Raw genomic sequence first — 22096 nt, forward strand, 5'->3', positions numbered from 1 at the left:
ACAGGTCACGCTGTTCGCTCCCAGGCGGCAACAGCCGCCCCTGGCCGATCGGGTGTTCAATAGCGTTCTTTACCGAGCTTGATTTCCCGTGCGAGCAGATCGCCATTGCGGCGATCAAGCGTCAGTTTTACTTTTCGTCTTGCGCTGTCGTAGCCCTCCACCTTGAGCAGAAGGTCGCGGATCTCCATCTCCGTCACGTACAGGCCATGAGCGGCGATGCGGCGATCCATCTCGCTTTGGGGGAGAACGCCGACTGTGGAAATCGGGGGCGGCAAGGTGGCTTGCGCGGGAGCCGTACTGGACGGCGAGGACACCGCGGGTTGAGCGGAGAGGTGACTGACCGGAACGACGCTTGTGGCGACGCAAAGCAGTACTGCGGAAACGATGGATTTGAGAGAGTGCTGATGCATGAATGAACTCTTGCAGGTTGTTGAAGCCAACATTGGCTGGCTCGTTTATAGGGGCCTGTCGCTGACAAATAGCCGCCATTCAGCGTCAGCCAAATATCAGCATTGCCTTGGGTATGCTTGGGCAGATGAAAAACCGCCGTTCCCTGCTTTGCGCCCTGACACTGCTGCCACTGCTTCTGACCGGCCGGGTCATGGCCAAGGGCAAGGACAAAGAGGATCACGATGTCGCCTACGAAGCGATGCGGCGCGGGGAGATACTCCCGCTGTCCCGCATCCTCGCCATTGTTGCGGAGCGGGTGCCTGGCGAGATCATCAAGGTGGAACTCGAAGGCAAGCGGCTGCAATACAAACTCAAGGTGCTTGCGCCGGACGGACGAGTCCGCAAGATGCGCCTTGACGCGCGCAGCGGAGCCACCCTCTCTATCGATGTGGATGAATGAGGTTCTGCGATATGCGTGCGCTACTGGTTGAGGACGATCCGGATGTAGGCGAACACGTGTCGCGGGCCCTTTGCGAGGCTGGGTTTCTGGTGGATTGGGCACGCGACGGCCACGAAGCCTGGTTCAAGGGCGACGTCGAGAACTATGACGTCGGTGTGCTTGATCTGGGACTGCCGCTGCTCGATGGCTTGTCCGTGCTTCGGCGCTGGCGTTCGGCAGGCCGCACCTTTCCTGTCCTGATCCTCTCTGCCCGCGGAGACTGGACAGAGAAGGTCGAGGGCATCGAAACCGGAGCCGACGACTATCTCTCGAAGCCGTTCGAGATGGGCGAATTGGTTGCACGGATGCGTGCCATCGTGCGTCGTGCCGCCGGGCTTAGTGCGCCGCTTCTATCCTGTGGATCATTGGTGCTCGATACCCACCGCATGACGGCGACCTTCGGCAGTCGGCCCATACGGCTCTCGCCGCTGGAGTTCCGCTTCTTCGTCTACCTCGCACACCATCCCGGTCGCCCTGTTTCGGCCGCGGAACTGGCCGAGCATCTGTACGGAGAAAGTGATGCCGGCGACACCAACGCGATCGAAGCGCTGGTCTTGCGTCTGCGCCGCAAACTCGGTGCGTCGCTGATCGAGACGCGCCGCGGCTTTGGCTATCTGCTCACAGGCATGGCAGAGTGAGGGCGAAATCACTGCGCCTTCGCTTGCTGATGGCCGCGGCGCTGGCGATCCTCGCCGCCATGGTGATCGCGTGGCTTGTGATGGGCTGGCTCTTCGCGCGCCATATCGAGCACCGCGTCGCCAGTGAACTGGAGAACGATGCCGTCGTCCTTCTATCGGAATTGACACTGTCCGCCAACGGCACGCCTCAAGTTGACGACACGCCGCCAGATCCGCGTTTCGAACGCCCGGCAAGCGGCCTCTACTGGCAGTTGAGCACGTCCGCAGGCGCTCTGCGCTCCCGGTCCTTGTGGGACCAGTCGCTGCCGAGCGGCCTCAATGCCAGTTCAGGAAATTGGGTGGCACGTGGTGCCGAAGGGCCGTTCGATCAAAAGCTGCTCTTGCTGGAGCGCACGGTTATCCCAACCCCTGGCGGTTTCCCTGTGCTCGTGCAACTTGCCCACGACAAGGCCTTGCTCAATGTCGCACGGGATGAGTTCGGGCGAGAGCTCGCCTTGTTTCTCGGTATCCTGTGGCTGGTATTGCTAGCCGCGGCGGGATGGCAGGTTCGCACGGGACTGGCGCCCTTGGCTCGCCTTCGGGATGAACTCGTGACGATGCGTCGTCACCCGGCGACACGGCTCGCCAGAGGTCATCCCCGCGAAGTTCTCCCCCTGGTGGAGGCGATCAACCAACTCGCGGACTCGCGCGAAGGGGATCTCTCGCGTGCTCGACGGCGTGCCGCGGATCTGGCGCATTCACTCAAAACGCCATTGGCCGCCCTGGACGCACAAAGCCGGCGCGCGCGCGATGCGGGAGCGGCCGATGCCGCAGATGGCGTCGACCGCGCCGCAGCGGCCATGGCTGCCGCTGTGGAGGCGGAACTCGGTCGCCTGCGGGCCGCCTCCGCGCGCGCGGTCGATTACCACTACGAAGCATCGCCGCGAGACGCGGCTGAGAAAATCGTGGGCGTTGTCGAGCACACGTCGGCAGGAGAAAGCCTGGTCTTCGAAGTCGATATTCCCGACGAACTGCGCGTTCCCTTGCGCGCCGACGACGCCAAGGAGTTGCTGGGCGCACTGATTGAAAATGCCGCACGCTTCGCCCGCCGTCGAGTCAGGATTCAAGGCCGCGCACTCGGCGCTGGCGTAGCCATCGTGATCGAGGACGACGGCGCGGGCCTGGATGCCGCCACCCTGCAGGCGCTGCAGGCCGGGGGCAAGCTTGACGAGGCAGGCCCCGGTCATCACGGCCTGGGGTTGGTCATTGCCCGGGAACTGGTGGAAGCGACAGGGGGTGAGATGCGCCTGGAGCGGGCGTCGTTGAGTGGCTTGTCCGTGACCTTGGTGTGGGTCTGACCCCTGTCATGACTGGAAATGGAATAAGTCGCCAGCTTTATCGCGCAACGGGGTTCAAAAAAAACCGCAGCGCGGTGCACTCAGCACACACGCTGCGGTACTCAATGCGTTCATTGCTACTGCTGTCCGGTGCCATCCCCGCCCCCGGATGTGGCAACTCCTTCAAGCATGCTTATTCATGCTCTTCGTGCAGAGGCGCGGGCCGCCATTTCGCGAGATGGTTCTCGATGCGGGTCATCAGGTACTCGGCCGCCAGCGCCACCACCATGATGATGACGATGGCCGCGTACATGCCGCCGGCATCAAACGAACCCTTGGCGATGTTGATCAGCAGCCCGATGCCGTGGCGCGAGCCGACGAACTCGCCGACGATGGCACCCACAATGGCGAAGCCGAAGCTCACGTGCAGCGACGCAAAGATCCAGCTCATCGCCGACGGGATCACCACCGCGCGCGTGAGCTGCCAGCCGCGCGCGCCGAGGATCTGCGCGTTGGCCAGCAGGTTGCGGTCGGCCTCGCGCACACCCTGGAAGGCGTTGGAGAACACGACAAAGAACACCATCACAAAGGACAGCGCCACCTTGGAGGTCAGGCCCAGACCGAAGAGCATGATGAAGATCGGCGCCAGCACCACGCGCGGCACTGAGTTGATTACCTTGATGTAGATCGAGAACACGTCGGCGAGCATGCGGTTGCGGCCCAGCGCGATGCCCGCGATAATGCCTCCGATTGCGCCGCTCAGGAAGCCGAGTATCGACTCCTCCATCGTCACCCACAGGTGGTACCAGAGCGGCCCCTCCGAGGTTCCCTCGACTGTCCAGGTATAGAGGCGTGCGACGATGTCCGACGGCTTGGAGAAGAAGAATTCATCGATCAGCCGGGTCCGCGCGAGCAGTTCCCAGCCGCCCAGGAACACCACCAGGATGAAGTAGCGCCAGAAATAGACCGTCTGCTTGCGGCGGCGGATGGCGCGTGCGGCGGCAGCCTCGATTTCGGCATGGCTGGTGCCGCGTGCCGGGATGACGTTGGGGGTGATGGTCGTTTCGCTCATGATGTGGTCTCCGCCACGCGCGCCTCTTCACGGGAGGCGCCGCGCAGCACTTCGTCGCGCAGGTCATCCCAGATGGTGCGCGAAATGTCGATGAATTTTTGCTCGTAGCGGATTTCGCTCGCCACCCGCGGGCGCGGGATGTCGATGGGGTACACCGACTTCACCGTTGCCGGGCCGGCCGTCAGCACATAAACCTTGTCGGCCAGTGCGATGGCTTCTTCCAGGTCGTGGGTCACGAAGACCACCGATGCCTTGGACTGCGACCACAGCCGCAGCAGCTCGTCATGCATCAGCACCCGCGTCTGCACGTCGAGCGCCGAGAACGGCTCGTCCATCAGCAGGATCTGCGGACCGTTGATGAAGGTCTGCGCGAGCGACACGCGCTTGCGCATGCCGCCCGAGAGCTGGTGCGGGTACTTGGTCTCGTGCCCGGCGAGGTTCACGCGCGTCAGCCACTGGTGGGCGCTCTCGTAGGCCTCTTTCCTGGATTTTCCGCGAAAGAGGGGGCCGGCCGCCACGTTGTCGATCACGCTGCGCCAGGGGAACAGCGCGTCGGTCTGGAACACGAAGCCGATGCCCTCGTTGATGCCGTTGACGGGGCCGCCCATCACGCGGACCTCGCCGGCCGAAGGTGCGGCCAGCCCCGTGACGAGGTTGAGCGTGGTGGACTTGCCGCAGCCGGTCGGGCCGACCACGGCCACGAATTCGCCGCGCTCGACGGTCATGTTGAAGTTGCGCAGTGCCGTCATGGACTTTCCGTCGGGCGTCAGGAAGCGCCGGCTGACGTTGATCAGCTCGATCGCCGGGCTTTGCGCTGATGGAGCAGCTTGAAACATGGCTTACTTCACTTTCTTCACGAATTCGGTCGTGTAGGTCTTGGACAGATCGACGGTCTTTCCCTTGAAGTTTTTCGAGAATGTGGACAGCACCGACAGTACCGTCTCGGGGCCGCCCGCGGGCATGACGCCGTCCACCGTGAACATGCCCTTGCCGTCAGCCAGCGCCTTGACGTAGCCGGCCTTGTCGCCGACATAGAAGTCGCTCGGCATTTTGGAGGCGATCTCTTCCGCGCCATGCGTGTTGATGTAACGCAGCGTCTTGACGAAGGCGTTGGCCAGCTTCTGCACCGTCGGTTTGTTCTTCTCGACCCAGTCCGCGGACATGTAGAGCGAGGCGGCCGGGTAGGTGCCGCCCAGCGCCTGCTTCGTCTTCTCGGGCGTGCGCAAGTCCACCAGCACGCGCGCCTCGTTGGTCTTCAGGAGGCGCGAGATCGTCGGTTCGGTGGTCATGCCGCCTTGGATCTTGTCCTGCTGCATCGCGGCGATGAAGGTCGTTCCGGCACCCACGGGCAGCGTGGTGAATTCACCCAGCGGCACGCCGGCCTTCACCATCAGGTACTGCGTCAGGAAGTTGGTCGAGGAGCCGAGGCCGGTCACCCCCATGCTCTTGCCGCGCATGTCGGCCATGCTCTTGACCTGCGGGTACTTGTTCGAGATAAGCTCGACTTCACCCGGTGCGTGGCTGAGTTGCACCACCGATATGACCTGCTTGCCCTTGGTCTGCAGGTCGACGCAGTGGTCGTAGAAGCCGACCACGCCCTGTACGGCGCCGGCCAGCATTTCGTTTTCCGCGTCGACCCCGGCGCCCTCGTTCAGGAGTTCGACCTCGAGGCCTTCTTCCTTGAAGTAGCCCAGGCGTTCGGCCAGCTTGGCGGGCAGGTAGATTTGCTTCTCGTAGCCGCCCACCATAAGGGTGACCTTGTCGCCTGCATGCACTGCAGGTGCGACGGCGAACAGGGTGGCGAGTGAAGCGCTGAGTAGAAGTTTGCGTCTGACGTTCATGATGTCTCCTTCATAGATTCCGAAATGGAATCTGGATACTAGGAAGACAACCTGAAACTGGCGTGAAAGATTTCTGAAGGCGTGTTCAGGTACGGCCTGTGCCGCTGTCGGGGCCGGCGCAGGCCGTGCTAAATGGTAGCGGCGGGCCAGGCGATCGCGTTGCCCGCCGGAAGCTCAATCACGATGCGCAGGCCTCGGCCCACGTCGCTGCTGGTCGCCCGGATATCCCCCTTGTGCAACTTCACGATGCTGCGCGAGATCGCCAGGCCCAGGCCGCTGCCATGGGGATCCTTGCCGGCCGGGTTCAGGCGCACGAAGCGCTCGAAGATCTGTTCGCATTGCTCGGGAGTGAGCCCCGGACCATCGTCGACCAGGCTCAGACGCCACACGCCGTCCGATAGCAGCGATTCCAGGTTGATCACCCCACCCGGCGGCGAAACGTTCAGGGCGTTGACGAGAAGGTTCAGCAGCACCTGCCGTATGCGCTTGTTGTCGACCGCCACGGTGCCCTCGCCGCGGTGATCGCAGACGAATTTCACGCCGTGGTGCTCGGCCAGAACGCGTGCGTCCTGCTCGAAGCCGTGCAGAAACGCTTCAGGCCGCTGCTCCACGAGGTCAATAGTGATGGCCCGCGCATCGGCGCGCGACAGGAATAACAACTCATCAATGATCTGGCCTACCCGAGCGAGTTCTTCCAACTGCACCTGGACCGACTCCTTTTGGGAAGCGTCCAAATCACTGTTGATCATCAGGCGTTCGGCGTGAAGGCGCACCAGCGACAGCGGCGTTTTCAGCTCATGGGAGGCGTCGGCCGAGAAACGCCTGATTTCGTCGAAGGAGGTCTCCAGGCGGTCGAACATCTGGTTCAGCAGGCGTGCCAGCTGGGATATCTCGTCCTTGACCTCGGCCACGGGAATCCGCTCATTCAGGTTGTCCGAGCGTATGCGGTTCGCCGTCGCTTGAATCACTCGTACGGGCCGCAGGATCAGCTTACTCAGTACATAGCCGATCACAATGCTGGCGACCAGCATCGCCGCCAGCAGGCCGAAAAACACCTTGCGGTAGCCGGCCAACAGGTCATACACCGGCGCCAGGGGCGTGCCCACCATCACTTCGAAGGGGGGCAGCAGAAACTCGCTCACCCTGAGCTCACCGATCCTATCGACGTCGATCGAATAAGTATGCTGTCCCACGAGGTCCGGAATCGAGTGCCCTTGCAGATTGTGCGACTTGAAGAACCGGTTGGTCATCGGTCCATGCATGTCGACGTAGAACAGCGAAGACGCGGACTCCGTGGCTTCACGGATGCGATCATCTACGGTCGATGGCGTCAGCGTGCGGTAGTCGGGGCCCAGCGTGGCCTTGAGGTGCTTGAACTGTGCCTCATTGATTTCGTCGAGCTGGTGGATCAGGTAGCTCTCGAGCAGATAGTGACCCGCTACGAACAGGCAGGCCAGTATCGCAGTCGTTGTGATTGCATAAAAGACCGTGATGCGGGCGCCAATTGATTTCATGATCGGGACATGCTAATCGAATTCAATGCCGCGTTGGCTAAACGAATATTCAGGATCGTCTCAGAATCGGTACAGGATTGCTGCCTATATTTGCCAGCGCTCGCGATACATTCGCATTGAGCTTCATCAACTACTTCACCGGAGACATCATGCACAAACTCCTTCGCACCGCGGCCGCTGCCGCCGTTAGCGGTTTCCTCATTCTGGGAAGCGCTGCGGCCTGGTCGGCCGATGCGCCGCAAAAGAACTGGACCCCACCGCAGCACAAGATCTATGGCCAGAAGCTGTCCGACGACACCATGGCCAAGCATCCGGAACTCCTGAGCATCACCCTGCACGGGGTACCCCCAGGCCTGGAAAACATCTACACCATGTTCGCAGGCTCGTACCCCGAGCGCGTCGGCAACCCGGACGATCCGGATGACATCGACGTGATCAAGAAAGGCATCACCATCCTCGATCCGCGTTGGCACCGCACCAAGGACACGGTCAAGAAGTTCGTGGTGCTCATGCCGATGCGCGACGCAAAGGGCGAGAACGTCGGCCTGGTCGTCTATGCTTTCAAGGAACCCAAGGGCAACCTTAACACCAGCGCGAGCGAAAAGGCCTACATGGCCAAGGCGACCCAGCTGCGCGACGAGCTGATGAAGAAGATCCCCAGCTACAACGCGCTGTTCGACCCGGTGAAATAAGCGCCGGTCCCTCTGCGTTCAACGCAACTTGTGCGTCGCCGGCAGCACTGGAGTGCCCGGCGCGCGCAAGGCCCACCCGATGTCGACCCGGGATGCCCTCGGGACCGGATCGACGCGGCGCCGCGCCGGCGCCAGGCCTCCAACCCCCTACTGCAAACATGCCATGAACTCATTGATCACCTCCGTGCTCACTGCCGCCGCCCTTGCCGCTGCGACCCTCGGCCCCGGCAATGCGGCGGCCCAATCCACCGCCGCGGCGAGCAGCAGGCCCGCAGCCACCAGCTCTGCCCTGCGCCTGGTCAGCCGCACGGTGCTGCCCGGTTACACCGGCGACTTCGACCACCTTGCCGCCGACGTGGCGGGCAACCGCCTGTTCGTCGCCGGCGAGGATGGCGGAACGCTCGAAGTGTTCGACCTGACGACAGGCAAGCACCTCAAGACTATCAAGGGCTTCGAGGTACCGCACGGCGTCCTGTACTGGCCCGAGACCAACCGGCTCATCGTCTCCGACTCCGGTGACGGCATGAGCAAAATGCTCGACGCCACGACCTATGAATTCGTCGGCACGCTCAAGCTGACGCCCGGCGCCGACGTGATGAGCTATGACCCCTCCACCCGGCGCGCATGGATCGTCACCGGCGGCAAGAACGCCAAGTCCAAGCTCCCCGACACCACCGTCTCCGAGATTGACCCGGCCACCGGCAAACACCTGGGCGACCTGAAGTTCGACACCGATTTCACCGAGGGCATCGCCTTCGAGCAGCGCGGACACCGCGCCTTCGTCAACGTGGCCGGCAAGCACTACGTGGCCGTGGTGGACAAGCGTACGCGCACCGTCATCGACAAGTGGCCGGTCAAGGAAGGCTTGAACAATGCACCGATGGCGCTGGACGAAGACCACCAGCGCCTGTTCATCGTCACGCGCAAGCCGTTCAAGCTGGTGGTGTTGAACACCCAGACGGGCGCCTCCGTGGCCAGTTTCGACGTCCCCAACCGCACCAACGAACTTGCGTTCGACAAGGTCAACAAGCGCATCTATGCAGCCGGTGACGACTACATCGGCGTCTTCCGGCAGAACAGCGCCGACCAGTACGAGGAGCTCGAGCGCATACCGTCAGCCTACGGCGGCAAGACCGGTCTTCTTGTTCCCCAGATCAACAGCCTGTTCATCGCGGTGTCGCCCGGAGACAAGAAGATTCCGGCGGAATTGCTGAAGTTCGAGGTCGTGCCGGCCGCTCGCTGAGGTTCGTCGCCTGTACCTGGGCATTGGAGAGGCAACACCCATGAGACGCAACATCTACCGCCTGGCCGGCGCATTTCTTCTTTCGACGGCTGGGGCGGGTTTGCACGCCGCGGCGGTTGATCCTGGTCTGCCGCACTATCAGCCGGCCATTCTTGAGACGCCAAAAAGCGCCAGTTACCAGACCCCCGACGGAGCCATCGCCGTCGTTGGCTACAACGACATGCGCCATATGCTGGAGCGGCAAGTAGCGCTTTTCGCAGCCACTCATCCGGGTATCCGGTTCTCCCTTGATTTGCCGGGTACTCGTTTTGCGCCGGCGGCGCTCGCGAGAGGGAAGTCGGCGTTGGCACCCATGGGGGCCGAATTTACACCGCCGCAACTGGCCGACTACCGTTCTGTCACCGGCAGCGACCCCATCGAGTTCCGCGTTGCCCATGCTTCTCTCAACCCGCATGCATTGAGCGGGCCTCTGGCGATTTTCGTTCATCGCGTGAATCCGATCGGCATGCTGACACTCGAACAACTCACCCGTGCCTATACGGGCAAGGCAACGCGCTGGGGGGATTTGGGAGCGCTAGGCGACTGGGCGGCACAGCCGATACATCTCTACGGTGTCGAGCGAGGTACGCCGCTGGCGTTATTCATGCAAAAGGCTGGGCTCGGCGGGCAGTCGTTCGCCCGGGGAATGACCGGATTCCATCAGTCCGCCGATGTTGTACGGCATATGTCGGAAGACCCGCTGGCGCTCGGATTTGCGGCCGCCATGCGTACGCTGCCGTCCGTGCGCGCGCTGCCGCTGGCCCGACGCGCCGGAGAAGAGCCGATGGCGCTGACGGAAGAAAACATCATGGCGGGCCGCTATCCGCTTGACCGCCACCTGCTCATCTACGTCCGCCCGCCTCTTACGCCGGTCGTTCGTGAATTTCTGCGGCTCGTTTTATCCCGCGAGGGACAGGAGGCAGTCGCTGCCTCGCCACAAGGCTATTTGCCTCTTTCAGCGAGGGAAGCGGCCATCGAGCGGGCCAAGCTGGATTGACATTTCCCAGACGATGGCTGATCCATCCAGGCCGCCTCGCAGATGACGCGCAGGCGGCTTCCGCGCGTCCAGCTTACATGAGCTGGTAGCCGACGCCCCGCACGGTCTTGAACAGGGGCTTGCCGTGCAAGGTTTCGAGCTTGGAGCGCAGCCGGCTCATGTACACATCGAGCAGGTTGGTGTCGACGTCGTAGTGGGAGGACCAGATTTTCTCGGAGATGAGCGTGCGCGGCAGGATGCGGCCATGGTTCTGCATGAAGACCTCGAGCAACGCATATTCGCGGCTCGTCAGGTCAACGTCATGGCCATCTACCTTCACGGTGTGGCTCACCAGATCGAGACGGATGCCGTTGTGTTCAAGCACGATCTGCTTGACGGAGGCCTGGCGGCGCACCAGAGAGCGCACCCGCGCCACCAGCTCCTCCAGACTGAACGGCTTGGGAAGATAGTCGTCCGCGCCGAGGTTCAACCCCTTGACGCGGTCCTCCACGCCGTCGCGCGCGCTGAGGATCAGCACGGGTTCGTTGAATCCGCTGTTGCGCCAGGTGCGCAACAGGTCAAGGCCGTCGCCGTCAGGCAGTCCGAGGTCCAGAATGATGGCGTCGTACTTTGTTTCGCACAACGCATCGGAGGCTTCGGCGCAGGTGCGCACCCAGGTGGCCGTGTAGGCGCACTCTTTCAGGCCCTGCTTGAGGAACTGGCCGAGCCGGCTCTGGTCCTCCACGATCAAGATTTTCATGGTCTGTCTCCTCTCGGCACTCCCGGGCGCAGCTGGCAACCATGGTGGCCGGATTGTTAGAAGCACGCCCGTCTTGAGGGTGCGCGCCTATCGCCGCTCAGATAATCCGAGCCTGCCAGCACATTATCACCTCGCAAAGGAGCGCGCAGTCCTAGGGTTGACGCTCAGGCAGACAGTCGCGCATCAGGTCAGGATTTCAGGTTGCGTTTAGTTTGTGGCCTTAAGTTAGCAATCCATGCAACCTCCGTTGTCGTCGTCTTGCCGTCAGGGTCAGCCGGCGCCGAATGGGAATTTGATCATCACCATAAGGAATCCACGACCATGCAAATCACAGGTATGTTGCACGGCGCGCGCCTGCTGCACTTCGCAGGCTTCCCCGCCACCGAGGTGCTGGGCCCCGCGGCCAGCGAAGAAGAGATCAAGACACTGATCGACAAGTACGGCCTGATCTTCATCAAGCCCGTGTTCAAGGGCGGCATCGGCAAAAAGGGCAAGGCCGGCCTGCTGGGCCGCGCCAGTGACCTGAAGACCGCGCTGGCCGAAAAGGAGCGCCTTTATTTCGCCGAGCACCAGGTCGGCCACGTCAAGGCCAAGGCCAACGGCGTGACCTTCGAGGCTGGCGTGCCGGCCGAGCACGAAGTCTACTTCTCCATCAGCGACTCCACCCACTTCCGGGCGCCGACCATGACGCTCACGCACATGGGCGGCATGGACATCGAGGAACTCGACAAAGGCCAGGTCGCGATGGTGCCCTTCGACCCGCTCACCGGCCTCAAGGCCTTTGTGGTGGCCAATGCGCTCACCGAGATCGGCGCCCCCAAGGAAATCATCTCCCCCCTGGTGCAGCAGTTGCCCAAGCTGTGGGAGCTGTTCCACGACTTCGGCATGACCACGCTGGAGCTCAATCCGATCCGGATGCGCGAGGACAAGAAGGGCCGGCTCACGCCGGTCGCCTGCGACTTCAAGTGCGGATTCGATCGCGACGACCCGCGCTGGCTGCGCCTGGGGCTGCCGCCGCACCTGTTCGCGGCCGACTATTCCGACTTCGAGCAGGAGATCAACACCCTGCGCACGCACCAGGGCCAGAGCGACGTCTACGTGATCAACGACAAGGGCACGGTGCTGGCCCCCACCTTTGGCGGCGGCGCCAACTCGCTGGTGACCGAGATGCTGGGTGACGACGCGATCATCAGCTCCGACTTCGGCGGCAACCCGCCCTACGAGAAGATGAAGGAGGTGGCGCGCATCTGCTTCAGGCACTGGCTCAAGCAGGCCAACGTACTCTTCATCATCGGCGGCAAGAGCAACAACACCGACATCTTTGAGACGCTGCGCGCGATGGCCGATGCATTGCGCGAGCATTTCAGCACGCACGGGCCGACGCCGCTCTACGTGGTGCTGGGCCGCGGCGGGCCGAACCTGGTGCGCGGCATGGGCGCCCTGCGCGACACCTGCGATGCGCTGGGCCTGCCCTACCGGCTGTTCGGCTTCGACTCCGACATGAGCGAGGTGATCCAGTTCGCGAAGAAGGTCAACGGCTGGATGAAGGCCGGCGGGCGCACGCAGGTCGCCGCCAGGCTCGGCATCCAGGCCCCCACAACCGCCAATGCCCACTGAGGCAGGAGACATACCATGCAAAGCATCTGGCAGAAAACGGGCGTCGGCGACTTCAAGTACCACGTTGGCATCAGCTCGCTCACACAGGTGGCGTCGCGCGACGACCGCGTTTGCGTGCTCAACATCCTGGGTGGCGAATCGAGCGAAGTGACGCCGGTGAGCCACGCCTACTCGGGTGGCAACGTGGTGTTCGGCACCGCGCCGGGCAAGTGCGGCGCGGTGCTCGAAACGCCGATCGGCGACATCCCGGTCTACAACAACGTGCGCGATGGTCTCGCGGCGGGACATCGCTTCAATAGCGGCGTGGTCTACCTGCCGCCTTCGGCGGCGCGCGACGGCGTGGCCGAGCTGATTCGCGTGAACCCCGACCTGCGCAAGATCTTCATCATCACCGAAAAGATTTCCGTGCACGACGCGCGCGAGATCCGCGCCATGGGCCAGCACAACGGCATAGACATCTTCGGTGCCAACGGCTTGGGCGTGGCCGATTCGTGGAACCAGGTGCGTATCGGCGGCGCGCTGGGCGGCGACAAGCCCGGTGACTCGCTGCGGCCGGGCTCAATCGCGATCTTCTCCAACTCGGGCGGCTTCTCCACCACTATCGCGCAGTACCTGCGCATGGCGGGCTGGGGCACGACCACCGTCGTCTCGTCCGGCAAGGACGTCTACATCCATTTCGCAGCACCCGAGTTCGCCTTTGCGCTGGCCAACGACGCGCGCAGCAAGGCTGCGGTGCTCTACTGCGAACCAGGCGGCTACTACGAACTCGACGCCCACTTCAACAAGCCGGTGGTGGCCTGTGTTGTCGGTCGCTGGAAGAGCACGCTCACGCGCGCGGTCGGCCATGCCGGCGCGATGGCCGGCGGTTCGGATGACGCGCTGGCCAAGGAACGCTGGTTCATGGAGAAGTTCGGCGTGGAGGCCATCTTCACGCCCGAGAACCCGGTGGTCTCGGCCAAGGGCGCGCTGGTGACCAACATTGCCCACATCCCGGCGGCACTCACGGCCGTGATGCGGGCCAATGCCACCATGCCCGACTTCGCGGCCGAAGGAAACCTTGCGCTCAAGCCCTGGTTCGGTTCCGACGAAGGGCTGGACCTGCCCGCCGAGCTTCGGTTGCCGGTTGTGGAGGCGCTCGCGCCCTACAGCGAACAGGTGGCGCTGCTGAATACGCAGATAGGCAGCGTGGTGCCGCGCCAGGCCATGAAGGATGCCTCGGGCGCCTCGCAGATGGACGCGAAGACGCAGGTCAGCAGCCTGCACGGCACCAGCATGCTCGATGCGGCGAAACTGCCATTCGAGTCGAACATCGCATTGGCGCTGCTGCACGATATCGGCGGCGAGAACGACTGCAAGCTGATTGCGCCCGCGGTGGCGGCCTGCATCAACCTGCACGGCCGGCCCGAACTGGCGGCGGCGCAGGCCAGCCGCGAGGCGGGCAATGCGCCCAACGCGGTGCTGGCCGCCGCGGCCGCCATCGTCGGGCCGAAGTGCCAGGAGGCCGCTCGCAGCGCGCTCAAGTTCATGCTTGAGCGCTTCCATGCTGCCGGGCTGGGCACCGAGTTCGGCGCCTCCCTGGGCGAGAGCTTCGACGTAGAGGCCGTCGACGCAGCCGATCACCCTGGCTTGACCTGCGAGACACCCGACGCACGAGCGGAGGCGCTCATTGCGGGCGTCGAGGACCGTGGCGGCCGTTCGGTGTTCTTGCGTTGGCTCATGACTCTGCCAGGTCATCCTACCGAGGATGCGGTGCTGGCCGCGATCTCGGCCACGTTGGCTTGGGGGCCCTTGATGCGCAAGCGGATCTCGCGTCTTACGGCTGAAGGGCTTCCCTGGTGGCTTCGGTTGTTCGGGACGCTGATCGGCGCCTCGGCCGATGCCGGGCATCACGAGTCTTGCCGCTTCTGTGGCATCACCGAACGAGATCTGCTCGGCAGGCTGAGTCTGGGCGAAATCTCTTTCGCCGCCTTGCTCGGCCGCGTGCCTGATGCAGATGACCTGTTCGCCTTCCAGACCCTGGTCGGCTTGCTTCTGACCAACGGCCCGGGCGCGATTTCTGCGCAAGGCGCCAAGGGCGCGGTCTCGGCCGACGGGCCCGAGCAGCCCGAGCGCGTGCAGCTCAACAAGGCGCTGATCGGCTTTCTCACGCACACCGGCTATGCGCACGGCGGTAACGGCTACGAAGGCATCGCCTACCTCAACGAACAGTTCAAGGCGAGCGGCCTGAAGGACCCGAGCGCCAAGGATCACGGCATCAACCTGAAGGCGCTGGCCGCCAGGGCGGTCGAGCAGTACGCGCAATACAAGAGCGCGAAGAAGACCGCCGGCAGCCTCGATATTGCCAAGCTGCCGGGCGTCAATCACCCGGTGTTCAAGGACAAGCCGGTCAATTTCGATCCGCGCGAGGTGTTCATCGCCAAGCTGTTTGAGGAACGCGGCGAGACCAACGTGTTCCATGCCTTCTACCGCGCACTGGTGCAGCAGCTGTTCGATGCCGGCGTGTCGCGCAACGTTTACTGCGTCAATATCGACGCGGTGATCGCGGCACTCCTGCTCAAGATGCTGTGGAAGCCGTTGCAGGCGGGCGAGATCGGCGAGCGCGATCTCGAGACGGCGGCCTTCACGATTTTCCTGTACCCGCGCATGCTGGGCTGCGCGGCCGAGATAGACGACCACCTGAATCGCGGACGCAATATGGATACCCGCACACAAGCGTCGCAGTGCCGGTTTGTCGTCTGAGTGGGTGCATCCGCTTCGCCCGGAAGGAACTTTTACGACGCATTCAGAGGCCTCCGCCGCCGTAGGAGACACTTCCTGAACCGATTTTCAGAATTCGTTCAGTTCACCTTTAGCGTGGAATCCTAAGCTGCCTGTCCAACGGTGGGTTCGCTTCGATGCGCTGCGTTCAATCCCTGATCGCTCGCCGGACGGGCACCGTGCTTTCGTTTTTTTTACCATAGCCCGAAAGGGCAGGAGACATTTGCAATGACAACTTCAACGCTTTCCAGCCGCCGGCACGCCAGATTGGCGACTCGCCTGGTACAAATCGCCGGCCTGACGGCGCTTTCAGCCCTGCTGACGACGCCCGCCTTCGCCCTGAAATACGCGGCCCCCGAGCACAACCTGGCGGTCGACTCCTCCATCCCGAGCTGGACGCCGGGCGAGGTCACTGTCAAGCCGGAGGAGGAGCTCAACATCGTGGGTGCCGACGTGATGGACGAGATCACGCTCGGTTGGGCCAAGCTGATGCGCAAGGCCTACCCGAGGCTCAGCGTCACGATCGAGGCCCGCGCCTCCGGGACGGGTGGGCCGGCCCTGACGGAGGGCAAGGCGCACCTGGCGCCGGTGGGCCGCGAACTGCTGCCTGCCGAGGAAAAGGGCTTTGTGGAGAAGTTTGGCTACAAGCCGATGGCGATCCGCGTGGCCACGGGCAGCGTGGGCTCGCTGGGCAAGACGGCCACCTCCGTCGTGTTCGTCGACAAGGACAACCCGATCAAGGGCCTGACCCTGGCGCAGCTCGATGCGATCTACTCGAAGACGCGCCTGCGCGGCCATGCCGACATCACGAAATGGGGCGACCTGGGCCTGGGCGGCGAGTGGGCTCAGCGGCCCATCCATCTCTACGGCCTGAAGCCGGTCAACGGCATTGAATACTTCCTCAAGCTCAACGTACTGCAAGGCGGCGAGTACCGCGAAGGCGTCCAGTTCGTCAAGGGCAAGGGCTTCAGCCACGCCTTCAACGTCGCCGCGGACGACATGGCCCAGCACCCGGGCGGGCTGACCTATGCGCTGCTGGCCAACCTCACGCCCAACGTGAAGGTGGTGCCGCTTGCCGCCAAGGAGGGCGAGCCTTTCGTGGCGCCGACGCTGGAAAACGTCTATTCGCACAAGTACCCGCTGAGCCGCTACGTCTACATCTTTGTCAACAAGCAGCCGGGCAAGCCGCTGGAGCCCAAGGTCAAGGAATTCCTGAAGGCCGTGCTGAGCCGCGAGGGGCAGGATGTCGTCGCCAAGGAAGGGGTCTACATCCCGCTGACCCCCGCCGTTGTGCGCGAGGAGCTCGCCAAACTCGAGCGGCCGGACTGACGCCACGGCGACCGGGGAACGAGACGACTTCCCTTTTTCATGCCTGCACCGGCAACACGGCTGGTGCAGGCTCTCAGACCCCAAGCGTTCCGCAGCCGTCATGGTTCCGGGACGCTCTTCATTGCGGCCACAGATCGGGTCGAACTTTGGCCTGCCAGGTGCCCATTTCGTGTTTCCCGGAAATAGGGCAAGTCGTCGCATGGTTCCTGAAACAGTTTTCAGAAACGCGACAGCTTGGCTTTAGCCTGTGCGCCTAATCTTCGTCCACGCTTGGCATAAGCAGGCAGATTCCACACGGCTTGACCCGTGAAGTTCGAATAAGTATGAAAATATAAGGAGACAGACGATGATTCTCAAAAAAACCCTGCTGGCGTTTGCGGTGATGGCCGCCTTCCCGCTGGCGCGGGCGCAGAGTGCGGACGCTGCCGCGACCGCGCGCGTCGAAGCCAAGACACACGCGCAGGCGCTGGTCGACCGCACCGTGGCCGAATACCCCGAACTGCTGGAACTCGACCTGCATGCCGTGCCGCCGCAGGGCTCGCACAGCGCGATCGTCGCAGCCCGGTCCGCCAAGCGCATCGGAAACCGCACCGATCCGGACGATCTGGAGGTCTACAAGACCGGCACGCCGTTTATTGAAGTGAACCAGACCGGCGACCAGAACGTCGAGGTGCACCTGCCGCTGTTCGATGCGCAGCGCCGCATTGTCGGCGTGATCGAGCTGACCTTTCCCTATCCACCCGGCTCGGGGAACGACAAGACCACGCTGATTCGCATGGGCGAGAAGATCCGCGACACGCTCGCCCCGCTCATTCCGCAGGCCGCGAGCCTGGCCGAGCCGGCCCGCGTGGCAACGGGTGATCGGCGCGCCGAGCCGTCGGGCGCGCGCCGCACAGTGCCGCCGGAGGCTCTGGACGATGAGGTAAACAAGGAGGCGCTGGGTAACAAACAGTCACTGCCGATGACCAAGGAGGTGGCCTCCGGCGAGGCCCTGCAGAACAGCCAGGAAGGCTACACCGAGGCGGTCAAGAACCAGGCCGGCGTCTCGCCTTCCAACTCCAAGGGCAGCCCCAACGACTCGATCAACATCCGCGGCATCAAGCTCAACCTGTTTTCCAACTACCGGCTCAACGGCGGGCTGGCCATTGCCGGCGTGGTGACGACGCCGACCGAGGACAAGGAGCGCATCGAGACGCTCAAGGGCGCCAATGCGCTGATGTTCGGCGTGGCCAGTCCCGCCGGTATCATCAACCTGGTGACCAAGCGCGCGCTCGATCGCGACGTGACCAGCGTTTCGCTGCAGGGCAACTCGTTCGGGCAGTACGGCGCGGCCGTGGACCTGGGCCGCCGCTTCGGCGAGGAAAAGCAGTTGGGAGTGCGCGCCAACCTGTCTGCGGCTCACCTGGAGAATGGTGTGCGCGGGGCGGGTGGCGACAGTGAGTTCGCCAGTATCGGTGCCGACCTCAAGGCGACCAGCCGGCTGAGTTTCCAGCTCGACCTCGAGAACTACCGCCGCGACGTCGTCGAGCAAGGCACGGTGAGCCTGCCGGCGGCCGTGAAAGGTGTGATCCCGATTCCCCAGGTGCCGGACCCGCGCAACCTGCTGTCCGGTCCGTGGGCGCTGTACACGCCGCGGACCACCAACGTGCAGCTGCGCGCCGACTACCTTCTGAACGACGCGTGGAAGGTGATCGGCGAGATCGGTCGCTCTAACGCCAGCCGCTCGCGGTTGACGGTACGCATCGGCGGCTACGACGTCGCTACCGGCAATAACGGCATTCCAACCGTCAATACCGTCACGCAGGAATATGTGAACAGCTTCAAGCGAACGGAACTGATCGGCAAATTCGACACTGGGCCTTTCAAGCACGATCTCACATTGGGTATTTCCAGCAGCGTTCGCGATGCGATGACGCCGGCGCAGAACCAGATCGTGATGCCGCAGCGGCTGAACATCTATAACCCCATCGCACTGCCGGTGCCGGTCCCGACCAGTCCGTCCACGTCGTTGCCCCTGCAGGACAGCAAGGACACGGGCCTCTACGTGTACGACACCATCGGCTGGGGACCGAAGTGGAAGTTCCTGGCCGGCTTGCGACAGACCCGTTCGTCGCAGGACAACCAGGTCAAGCAAGAGTCGGCGACGACCAGTTCGCCCGCGCTTGGCGTGTTGTATGACATCCGGCCCACGACCACGCTGTTCGCCAGCTACATGAAGGGGCTGGAAGATGGCGGCGTGGCACCGCTGATCGCAAAAAACGCGTTCGAGATCCTGGCGCCGGGCATCTCGACGCAAAAGGAAATCGGCATTCGCGATTCGTATTTCAAGGGCGTGTCGATCAGCGCCTCGTACTTCGACATCAAGCGGGTGAATGCGGTCACCGATCCGGTCACCAGGATATTTGCCAACGACGGCGTGACCGTGTTCCGCGGCGTGGAAACAGTGGTCTCGGCCGACATCACCCGCCATTGGACGGTCAACGCCGCCGCGCAATGGCTGCATGCAGTGCAGCACGCGGCGCGCGACAAGACCATCGAGGGCCTGGTGCCCGAGAACACGCCCGACTTTGTCGGCAACCTCTCGGTCACGCACCGCGCGGCCTTCCTGCCGGGCCTGACGCTAACGGCCGGCGCGGCCTACATCTCCAAGCGTCCGGTAAACCCCCAGAACCAGGGCTTCATCCCGGGCTACGCGCTATTCAGTGCCGGCGCCGGCTACGCCACCAAGCTGGCCGGCCGTCCGACGACGTTCCAGCTCAGCATCGACAATCTGACCAACAAGCGCTACTGGAACTCGGTGCAGACCGGCACCTTGGGCACCGGCATGGACCGCAGCATCCGGTTCAACGCGAAGATCAGCTTCTGACGAAAGCCGCAACCATGAAACCCATGATCCGCCTCCTTCTACCCCTGTTCGTGGCTGCCCTGGCGGTTCCTGTGCAAGCGCAGGTGCCCGTCAAGATCTACGCGCAGGAACTGGTCGACCGCACGGTCGCGCAGAACCGCGATGTACTGGTGGCGGCGATGCACGTCACGCCGCCCAAGAGCGACGGCAACATTGTCATTGCCTCCAACATCGGGCGCCTGGGCAAGCCGGGCGACGAGGACGACCTGCGCGTGATCGCCACCGGCGAAACCCGGGTCAAGGTGGCGCGTAGCGGCGAGCGCATCTCGATCGACATCGCGCTGCGCGACGCGACCGGCGACACCGTCGGCTCCCTGGGCCTCGTCTGGCCGTACCGGGCCGGCGAAGACACGGCCCAGTACGAGCGCAAGGCCCAGGCCATCCGCGACACGCTGGCCCGGCGCATCCTCAACACGGGCAACCTGATGGACCCGTTTCCCTTCGACCCATCGGCAACGACCAAGACCCGCGCGCAGAAGCTGGTCGACGAGGCCCAGGAACGCCAGCCCGAGGTCCGCGTGCTGGCGCTGCGCGGGCACAACCGCGCCAGCGGGGAGCTGGTGCTGCTGGGCTCGACCTTCGGTCGCCACGGCAAAAAGGCCGATGCCGACGACCTGAAGATCCTTGCGGGCACCGAGCCTGTGACCGGGGTGTATTCGAACGGCCGGCGCTTCGGCGTGGACCTTCCGCTGCGGGACGCTGGCGGTAGTGCTGTCGGGACGATGAACGTCGGCTATGCCTACCGTACCGGTGACGATCAGCAGGCGTTGCTCGCCAAGGCTGTCGCGCTACGCGACGAGCTTCAGCGGCGAATTGCCAACACTCCCGCTCTCGACGAACTTGATCCATGACTACCATGCAAAATAGACCTGTCAAACGCACGATCCGCGCGGCGCTGCACGCCGCCGCATTGCTTCTGGCTATCGGTGCGCAAGCCGCCCCTCCGCCTTCAGAGGGCTACCGTCCGCAGCGTGTGGCCTCAGGCGCTATCGCCAGCGTCGGCGACACGGCCATGCAGCCGCTGATGGATGCGTGGATCGACGCCTTCCACCAGCGCCAGCCTGGCGTCACGCGCAGCCAGCGCTGGCTGCATGTCGGTGACGTGGCTGCGGTCGGCGCGTTGATGTTCGAGCTGGCCGATGTGGCTCCGATGACGCGCGCGCCGCTGCCTGCCGAACTGGCGCCGTATGCGCACCAGTTCGCCGGTGACATGATGAAGAAGCCGCTGCTGGTGCGCGTCGCTTGGCGTGGTGGCGAGCCCGCCTACCTTGCGCTCAACAAGCGGCCCGATGCGCCGCTGGCGCCCAAGCTGCAGGAATTTGTGCGCTTCGCGCTCAGCCGTGACGGGCAGGAGATTGTTGGACGCCAGGCTGGCTTCCGTGCCTTGTCGGCCGCCGAAGCGGCGCAGGAACTACCCAAGCTCGACGGTTTTCTGGCCACCCTGGACCCGGCCCTGCCACCCTATCGCGCAGGCGCCCAGGTGCACGGCGACGTCCGCAGTGTCGGCAGCGACGGCATGAAGTCGTTGATGGAGCGCTGGATGAATGGCTTGCATGCCGTACAGCCAGGCGTGCGGCGCGGCGAGCGCTGGGAGCATCTGGGTACGCTGAACGGATTCCACGCTTTGCTTGCAGGCGAAACCGACTTGGCGCCGATGGGACGCGAGTTGTGGCCCGACGAAGCTGCCGCCTACTCGGCCTTGTACCCGGGGCAAAAGCTGTTCGAGGTACGTGTCGCGCGCGGCGGCTTCAACACACCTCAGCGCACCACGGCGCAGGCGATTTTCGTCAACGCGAACAATCCTATTGGTCGCATCACCGTACCGCAGCTCGCGGCGATTCTCGGTAGCTCGCCTACCATCACGCGCTGGGGTCAACTTGGCCTGACGGGCGAGTGGGCCGAGCGCCCGATCGCGATCCACATGCCGCCACGGGTTGCGCCGAACGCGATGTCGATGCAGGGCGTGGTGCTGCGTGGCGGTGCGTGGAACGATGCGAGACACGAAGCCTCGATCGCCGACACCGCCAAGGCCATCGCGCAGGACCCGGCGGCCATCGGCTTCGGTGGATTCGAGGAGGGCGGTCCCGGTCTTAAGTCGCTGGCCGTAGCAGCGAGCGAATCGGGCCCGTACGTCGAGGGCAACGGCGAGACCGCATCGAGCGGACGCTATCCGCTCACGCGCTACATGTACATCCGCCTGCATCGCAAGCCGGGCCAGGCGCTTGCGCCGCAGGTCAAGGAGTTCTTTCGCTATGTACTTAGCCGCGAGGGCCAGGAGCCCATTCTGTATTCCGGCTATTTCCCGCTCAGTGGACGTGAGGTCGAGGAAGAACTCGCAAAATTAGAATAAGAAAAAGAGAGTACGCCTCAAGGACGCTCTGCAGAGATACCGCACAGGCACTGCCTGAAAAAAGTTTCAGAATCGATTCAGACTGGCGATAGGGACGAGGCGTAACTTTAGACCTCCCATCATCAAAGATGGCGACACATCAATTTTTAACAGGAGAC

Annotated in this window: 18 protein-coding genes; 12 read left to right on the forward strand and 6 right to left on the reverse strand. The window is 63.5% G+C overall.

Features of this window, described 5'->3' with window-relative positions:
- Positions 1–56: 56 nt before the first annotated feature.
- Positions 57–410 carry a hypothetical protein gene (locus PJE01S_RS00780; protein ID WP_068831234.1) on the reverse strand — a complete coding sequence of 118 codons (354 nt, stop codon included), beginning with the start codon at positions 408–410 and terminating at the stop codon, positions 57–59.
- 125 nt (positions 411–535) lie between these two features.
- Here PJE01S_RS00780 and PJE01S_RS00785 point away from each other — a divergent pair, with 125 nt between their 5' ends.
- From PJE01S_RS00785 to PJE01S_RS00795, 3 genes are read left to right on the forward strand one after another with little or no spacing between them, the layout of a single operon-like run.
- Positions 536–850, forward strand: a complete 315-nt coding sequence (locus PJE01S_RS00785; protein ID WP_218017483.1) for a PepSY domain-containing protein — start codon at positions 536–538, stop codon at positions 848–850.
- A gap of 11 nt (positions 851–861) precedes the next feature.
- The gene (locus tag PJE01S_RS00790; protein WP_068831236.1) at positions 862–1527 is read left to right on the forward strand and encodes a response regulator transcription factor; all 666 of its coding nucleotides are present in this window, start codon (positions 862–864) and stop codon (positions 1525–1527) included.
- 29 nt (positions 1528–1556) lie between these two features.
- Positions 1557–2864, forward strand: a complete 1308-nt coding sequence (locus PJE01S_RS00795) for an ATP-binding protein (RefSeq protein WP_084389311.1) — start codon at positions 1557–1559, stop codon at positions 2862–2864.
- A 172-nt stretch (positions 2865–3036) separates the two neighbouring features.
- Here PJE01S_RS00795 and PJE01S_RS00800 read toward each other — a convergent pair whose 3' ends face one another.
- The 4 genes from PJE01S_RS00800 to PJE01S_RS00815 all read right to left on the reverse strand — a co-directional run bounded on the left by PJE01S_RS00800 (position 3037) and on the right by PJE01S_RS00815 (position 7270).
- Complete coding sequence (locus PJE01S_RS00800) at positions 3037–3915, reverse strand: ABC transporter permease (protein WP_068831238.1); 879 nt, start codon at positions 3913–3915, stop codon at positions 3037–3039.
- Positions 3912–4751: an ABC transporter ATP-binding protein gene (locus tag PJE01S_RS00805; RefSeq protein WP_068831239.1), complete on the reverse strand. Its 840-nt coding sequence runs from the start codon at positions 4749–4751 to the stop codon at positions 3912–3914. The genes PJE01S_RS00800 and PJE01S_RS00805 overlap by 4 nt, the downstream gene beginning before the upstream one ends.
- A 3-nt stretch (positions 4752–4754) precedes the next feature.
- Complete coding sequence (locus PJE01S_RS00810; protein ID WP_068831240.1) at positions 4755–5756, reverse strand: ABC transporter substrate-binding protein; 1002 nt, start codon at positions 5754–5756, stop codon at positions 4755–4757.
- Positions 5757–5884: 128 nt separating this feature from the next.
- Complete coding sequence (locus PJE01S_RS00815) at positions 5885–7270, reverse strand: ATP-binding protein (RefSeq protein ID WP_068831241.1); 1386 nt, start codon at positions 7268–7270, stop codon at positions 5885–5887.
- Between the two features lie 149 nt (positions 7271–7419).
- Here PJE01S_RS00815 and PJE01S_RS00820 point away from each other — a divergent pair, with 149 nt between their 5' ends.
- From PJE01S_RS00820 to PJE01S_RS00830, 3 genes are all read left to right on the forward strand, one after another.
- Positions 7420–7962, forward strand: coding sequence for a hypothetical protein (locus PJE01S_RS00820; RefSeq protein WP_068831537.1), 543 nt, complete (start codon positions 7420–7422; stop codon positions 7960–7962).
- A 163-nt stretch (positions 7963–8125) separates the two neighbouring features.
- Positions 8126–9205: a YncE family protein gene (locus tag PJE01S_RS00825; protein ID WP_068831242.1), complete on the forward strand. Its 1080-nt coding sequence runs from the start codon at positions 8126–8128 to the stop codon at positions 9203–9205.
- 40 nt (positions 9206–9245) lie between these two features.
- Positions 9246–10241 carry a PstS family phosphate ABC transporter substrate-binding protein gene (locus PJE01S_RS00830; protein ID WP_068831243.1) on the forward strand — a complete coding sequence of 332 codons (996 nt, stop codon included), beginning with the start codon at positions 9246–9248 and terminating at the stop codon, positions 10239–10241.
- A 73-nt stretch (positions 10242–10314) separates the two neighbouring features.
- Here PJE01S_RS00830 and PJE01S_RS00835 read toward each other — a convergent pair whose 3' ends face one another.
- Positions 10315–10980: a response regulator transcription factor gene (locus PJE01S_RS00835; protein ID WP_068831244.1), complete on the reverse strand. Its 666-nt coding sequence runs from the start codon at positions 10978–10980 to the stop codon at positions 10315–10317.
- A 321-nt stretch (positions 10981–11301) separates the two neighbouring features.
- Between PJE01S_RS00835 and PJE01S_RS00840 the strand changes: the two genes are divergently transcribed.
- The 6 genes from PJE01S_RS00840 to PJE01S_RS00865 all read left to right on the forward strand — a co-directional run bounded on the left by PJE01S_RS00840 (position 11302) and on the right by PJE01S_RS00865 (position 21938).
- Positions 11302–12597, forward strand: a complete 1296-nt coding sequence (locus PJE01S_RS00840; protein WP_068831245.1) for an ATP citrate lyase citrate-binding domain-containing protein — start codon at positions 11302–11304, stop codon at positions 12595–12597.
- 15 nt (positions 12598–12612) lie between these two features.
- Positions 12613–15336, forward strand: a complete 2724-nt coding sequence (locus PJE01S_RS00845; RefSeq protein WP_068831246.1) for a CoA-binding protein — start codon at positions 12613–12615, stop codon at positions 15334–15336.
- Positions 15337–15582: 246 nt separating this feature from the next.
- Positions 15583–16683: a PstS family phosphate ABC transporter substrate-binding protein gene (locus PJE01S_RS00850; protein WP_068831247.1), complete on the forward strand. Its 1101-nt coding sequence runs from the start codon at positions 15583–15585 to the stop codon at positions 16681–16683.
- Positions 16684–17029: 346 nt separating this feature from the next.
- Entirely contained in the window at positions 17030–19549 is a 2520-nt protein-coding gene (locus PJE01S_RS00855; protein ID WP_068831248.1) for a TonB-dependent receptor, read from the forward strand.
- 14 nt (positions 19550–19563) lie between these two features.
- On the forward strand, positions 19564–20439 hold the full coding sequence (locus PJE01S_RS00860) for a hypothetical protein (protein ID WP_084389281.1): 876 nt from the start codon (positions 19564–19566) through the stop codon (positions 20437–20439).
- A gap of 5 nt (positions 20440–20444) precedes the next feature.
- On the forward strand, positions 20445–21938 hold the full coding sequence (locus tag PJE01S_RS00865; RefSeq protein ID WP_218017484.1) for a substrate-binding domain-containing protein: 1494 nt from the start codon (positions 20445–20447) through the stop codon (positions 21936–21938).
- Positions 21939–22096 lie beyond the last annotated feature (158 nt).

This window comes from Polaromonas jejuensis NBRC 106434, assembly GCF_001598235.1.
GTDB classification, from domain to species: Bacteria; Pseudomonadota; Gammaproteobacteria; order Burkholderiales; family Burkholderiaceae_C; genus Polaromonas; species Polaromonas jejuensis.

Excerpts from the sequence above, each read along its gene's own strand:
- PJE01S_RS00815 (WP_068831241.1), bottom strand. The coding sequence starts at position 7,270 with ATGAAATCAATTGGCGCCCGCATCACGGTCTTTTATGCAATCACAACG.
- PJE01S_RS00810 (WP_068831240.1), bottom strand. The coding sequence starts at position 5,756 with ATGAACGTCAGACGCAAACTTCTACTCAGCGCTTCACTCGCCACCCTG.
- PJE01S_RS00790 (WP_068831236.1), top strand. The coding sequence starts at position 862 with ATGCGTGCGCTACTGGTTGAGGACGATCCGGATGTAGGCGAACACGTG.
- PJE01S_RS00860 (WP_084389281.1), top strand. The coding sequence starts at position 19,564 with ATGAAACCCATGATCCGCCTCCTTCTACCCCTGTTCGTGGCTGCCCTG.
- PJE01S_RS00840 (WP_068831245.1), top strand. The coding sequence starts at position 11,302 with ATGCAAATCACAGGTATGTTGCACGGCGCGCGCCTGCTGCACTTCGCA.
- PJE01S_RS00820 (WP_068831537.1), top strand. The coding sequence starts at position 7,420 with ATGCACAAACTCCTTCGCACCGCGGCCGCTGCCGCCGTTAGCGGTTTC.
- PJE01S_RS00785 (WP_218017483.1), top strand. The coding sequence starts at position 536 with ATGAAAAACCGCCGTTCCCTGCTTTGCGCCCTGACACTGCTGCCACTG.
- PJE01S_RS00800 (WP_068831238.1), bottom strand. The coding sequence starts at position 3,915 with ATGAGCGAAACGACCATCACCCCCAACGTCATCCCGGCACGCGGCACC.
- PJE01S_RS00830 (WP_068831243.1), top strand. The coding sequence starts at position 9,246 with ATGAGACGCAACATCTACCGCCTGGCCGGCGCATTTCTTCTTTCGACG.
- PJE01S_RS00865 (WP_218017484.1), top strand. The coding sequence starts at position 20,445 with ATGCAAAATAGACCTGTCAAACGCACGATCCGCGCGGCGCTGCACGCC.
- PJE01S_RS00780 (WP_068831234.1), bottom strand. The coding sequence starts at position 410 with ATGCATCAGCACTCTCTCAAATCCATCGTTTCCGCAGTACTGCTTTGC.
- PJE01S_RS00805 (WP_068831239.1), bottom strand. The coding sequence starts at position 4,751 with ATGTTTCAAGCTGCTCCATCAGCGCAAAGCCCGGCGATCGAGCTGATC.
- PJE01S_RS00845 (WP_068831246.1), top strand. The coding sequence starts at position 12,613 with ATGCAAAGCATCTGGCAGAAAACGGGCGTCGGCGACTTCAAGTACCAC.
- PJE01S_RS00850 (WP_068831247.1), top strand. The coding sequence starts at position 15,583 with ATGACAACTTCAACGCTTTCCAGCCGCCGGCACGCCAGATTGGCGACT.
- PJE01S_RS00835 (WP_068831244.1), bottom strand. The coding sequence starts at position 10,980 with ATGAAAATCTTGATCGTGGAGGACCAGAGCCGGCTCGGCCAGTTCCTC.
- PJE01S_RS00795 (WP_084389311.1), top strand. The coding sequence starts at position 1,557 with ATGGCCGCGGCGCTGGCGATCCTCGCCGCCATGGTGATCGCGTGGCTT.
- PJE01S_RS00825 (WP_068831242.1), top strand. The coding sequence starts at position 8,126 with ATGAACTCATTGATCACCTCCGTGCTCACTGCCGCCGCCCTTGCCGCT.
- PJE01S_RS00855 (WP_068831248.1), top strand. The coding sequence starts at position 17,030 with ATGATTCTCAAAAAAACCCTGCTGGCGTTTGCGGTGATGGCCGCCTTC.